General features: G+C 39.4%; 3 protein-coding genes. All 3 read left to right on the top strand.

Translation table 11 applies throughout. The features are described from left to right. Positions 1-138 precede the first annotated feature (138 nt). The 3 genes from C3Z13_RS08760 to C3Z13_RS08750 all read left to right on the top strand — a co-directional run bounded on the left by C3Z13_RS08760 (position 139) and on the right by C3Z13_RS08750 (position 3,214). Complete coding sequence (locus C3Z13_RS08760) at positions 139-1,776, top strand: NAD-dependent malic enzyme (RefSeq protein WP_103855660.1); 1,638 nt, start codon at positions 139-141, stop codon at positions 1,774-1,776. A gap of 126 nt (positions 1,777-1,902) precedes the next feature. After that, positions 1,903-2,796, top strand: coding sequence for an AEC family transporter (locus C3Z13_RS08755; RefSeq protein ID WP_219827910.1), 894 nt, complete (start codon positions 1,903-1,905; stop codon positions 2,794-2,796). 229 nt (positions 2,797-3,025) lie between these two features. Then, entirely contained in the window at positions 3,026-3,214 is a 189-nt protein-coding gene (locus C3Z13_RS08750; RefSeq protein WP_245872608.1) for a hypothetical protein, read from the top strand. The last annotated feature ends 20 nt before the right edge of the window (positions 3,215-3,234 follow it).

Below are 3,234 nucleotides of genomic sequence, written 5' to 3'. Positions count from 1 at the left end.
AAAAAAAAAAAAAAAAAAAAAAAAAAATAAAAAAACAAAGCACTCCACTTGAAATTATTATTTATGGGCATATACTCAATAATAAATAGCTATTTTAACTATCAAAAATAATCTATTTCACAAATAAGGAGTTTAAAAATGAGTCATACCCCTGATATTCTCACTAACCCTCTGACTAATAAAGGCACAGCATTTACCTTTGAAGAACGCGCTAAACTCGGCTTAACAGGGCGTTTACCTGCTGCGGTGGAAACCCTTGATGAACAAGCCAAACGTGCTTACGAACAGCTTTCTCGCTATGAAAAACCAATGGAAAAATATATTTTCCTTGATCAATTACATAATCGTAATGAAGTGCTTTACTACCGCCTGCTTACCGAGCATATTGCTGAAATGCTACCAATTGTTTATGACCCAACTGTGGGTGATGCCATTAAACAATGGAGCCGTGATTATCACCGTTCTCGTGCAGTTTATCTGAATGTGAACCGCCCAGAAGATATTCGTGCTTCTTTTGAAACATTAGGGCTTGGTGCAGATGATGTGGATCTCATCGTGTGTTCTGATGCAGAAGAAATTCTTGGTATTGGCGATTGGGGCGTGAACGGAACAGATATTTCTGTCGGAAAACTAGCGGTGTATACAGCAGCTGCGGGCATTGATCCAAGCCGTGTGATTGCGGTGAATTTAGATGTAGGTACAGATAATGAAGCTCTTCTCAATGATCCAACTTATCTTGGTAATCGTCACGCGCGTGTTCGTGGTGAACGCTATGATCACTTAATTAATGAATATCTCAAAGTCGCTTCTGAAATGTTCCCTAACGCTCTATTGCACTTTGAAGATTTTGGCCCTTCCAACGCCCGCCGAATCTTAGTTGAAAATCGTGAGAAATACCGTATTTTCAATGATGATATGCAAGGAACAGGGGCGATAGTTATGGCTGCGGTGATTTCAGGCTTAAAAGTAACAAAGCAGAATTTTGCAGAACAGCGCCTTGTGGTTTATGGTGCTGGTACGGCTGGTACAGGAATGGCAGATCAAATCAGCGCCGCAATGGAACGTAACGGACTTTCACGCGAAGAAGCGAAAAAACGCGTATGGCTGATTGATATTAATGGCTTAGTCACTGATGATATGCCAAATCTGCCTAATTACCAACAGGAATATGCTCGTCCTGCTGCGGAAGTGGCTGATTGGGCGCGTGAAAATGGCAAAATTGGATTGTTAGAAGTGGTAAAACAAGCGAAACCAACCATTTTAATTGGTACATCAACAGATCACGGCGCATTCAGCGAAGAAGTTGTTAAAGCCCTTTGCGCAGGTGTAGAACGCCCAATCTTATTACCGCTTTCTAACCCAACAGAACGTATCGAAGTGATGCCACAAGATGCCGTGCCTTGGTCACAAGGTAAAGCCTTAATTGCAACGGGAATCCCTGTTGATCCTGTGCAATATAACGGTACTACTTTCCATATTGGACAAGGCAATAATGCACTACTCTACCCGGGATTAGGTCTAGGGGTAATTGTATCTGGGGCAAAACAGGTTACAGATGGAATGTTACTTGCTGCTGCCGAAGCCGTAGCTAGCCAAGTGAACCCACAAGATTTAGGTGCATCGCTTCTTCCACCAGTGGATAACTTACGCGCCTCTTCCGCCACTGTTGCGGTTGCCGTTGCTAAACAAGCGGTAAAAGATGGCGTGGCAACAAGACAGAGTGATAACTGGGTGCAAAGCGTACAAGATGCAATGTGGCAAGCGGTTTATCGCTAAATATTATCTATGCCGTCTGATATTTAGACGGCATTTTTACAAAAATGTACCACATCTTATTAATTAATATAAAAAATATCTTGCTAAACTCTTAAAAAATAAATAATTCAAACAGAGGAAAATAATATGCTTTTTCTCACCGCACTTGAAAATATCTTATCTATCGTGCTTATTATTGCATTAGGCTTCTGTTTACGACACAAAGGCTATTTTGCAGATAGCTTTGCTGGTAATATTTCTAAACTAATTATGAATATTGCGTTACCAGCATCTATTTTTGTTTCCGTATTAAGCCACCTTACTCGTGAAAAATTATTTTCTCTATCAGACGGATTAATTTATGGCAGTATCGCAATATTATTAGGCTATATTATTGCGTGGTTAATGAAAAAATTCTTTAATATTCGCGCTGGGCGGAAAGGTGTCTTTATTAATACGATTGTAAACGCTAATACCATATTTATCGGCTTACCATTAAATATTGCATTATTTGGTGAAAATAGTATGCCTTATTTTTTAGTTTATTATGTGTTAAATACAATTTCTACTTGGACATTTGGTGCTTGGCTGATTGCGCAAGATAGTAGCCAACCGCAGCCATCAACACATAACACATTCAGCTGGAAAAAACTTTTACCGCCACCACTACTAGGTTTTCTAGTCGCACTAATATTTTTACTTATCAATATTCCAGTGCCAAATTTTATTCATAGTACGTTAAGCTACATTGGTGCAATGGTTACACCTCTCTCGCTTATTTATATTGGCATCACCCTTTATGATGCAGGGTTAAAAAGTATCAGATTTGATAAAGATACCATTACCGCACTCATCGGTAAGTTTGCTATCGCCCCTGCAATTATGGCGCTGCTTATTTTCCTAGGCAAAGCTTGGCTACCACTGCCAACTATTGAAACACAGACGCTTATTCTGCAATCCTCTGTTTCTGCTCTCGCCATATTGCCTATTCTCGCAAAAATGAAGCCAAAGGCGATGTATCCTTTGCCACCAATATCGTAACCACAAGCACCCTATTATTTATTCCTATTGTGCCACTTATTGATGCTTTACTTGGGCTTTTAAACTAAATTTAAAAAAAAAAGCAACCGCACTTACAAAAATGCTGTTTAACTTATTCAAACAGCATTTCCATAATTATTTTCTAAATAAAAAAATAATTTTATCTTGCAGTCAATCTGCTTTCCTTTTACTCTAACTAAACTACAAATCACCTCAACAAGGAGTTCCTATGGCACATATTTCAACCATTCATTACACTGGAAATTTACACAACGATTTAATCCACTTACAAAGTGGCGACAAAATTTCCACCGATGCCCCAGTGGATAATAACGGCAAAGGCGAAGCATTCTCGCCAACAGATTTGCTTGCTGCCTCGCTCGCGGCTTGTGCAATGACGATTATGGGAATTTCGTAGCAAGAGATCTTGGCGTAGAT

It is taken from the genome of Avibacterium endocarditidis (assembly GCF_002921145.1).
GTDB lineage: Bacteria > Pseudomonadota > Gammaproteobacteria > Enterobacterales > Pasteurellaceae > Avibacterium > Avibacterium endocarditidis.
This window is presented reverse-complemented; position numbering and strand designations above follow the sequence as displayed.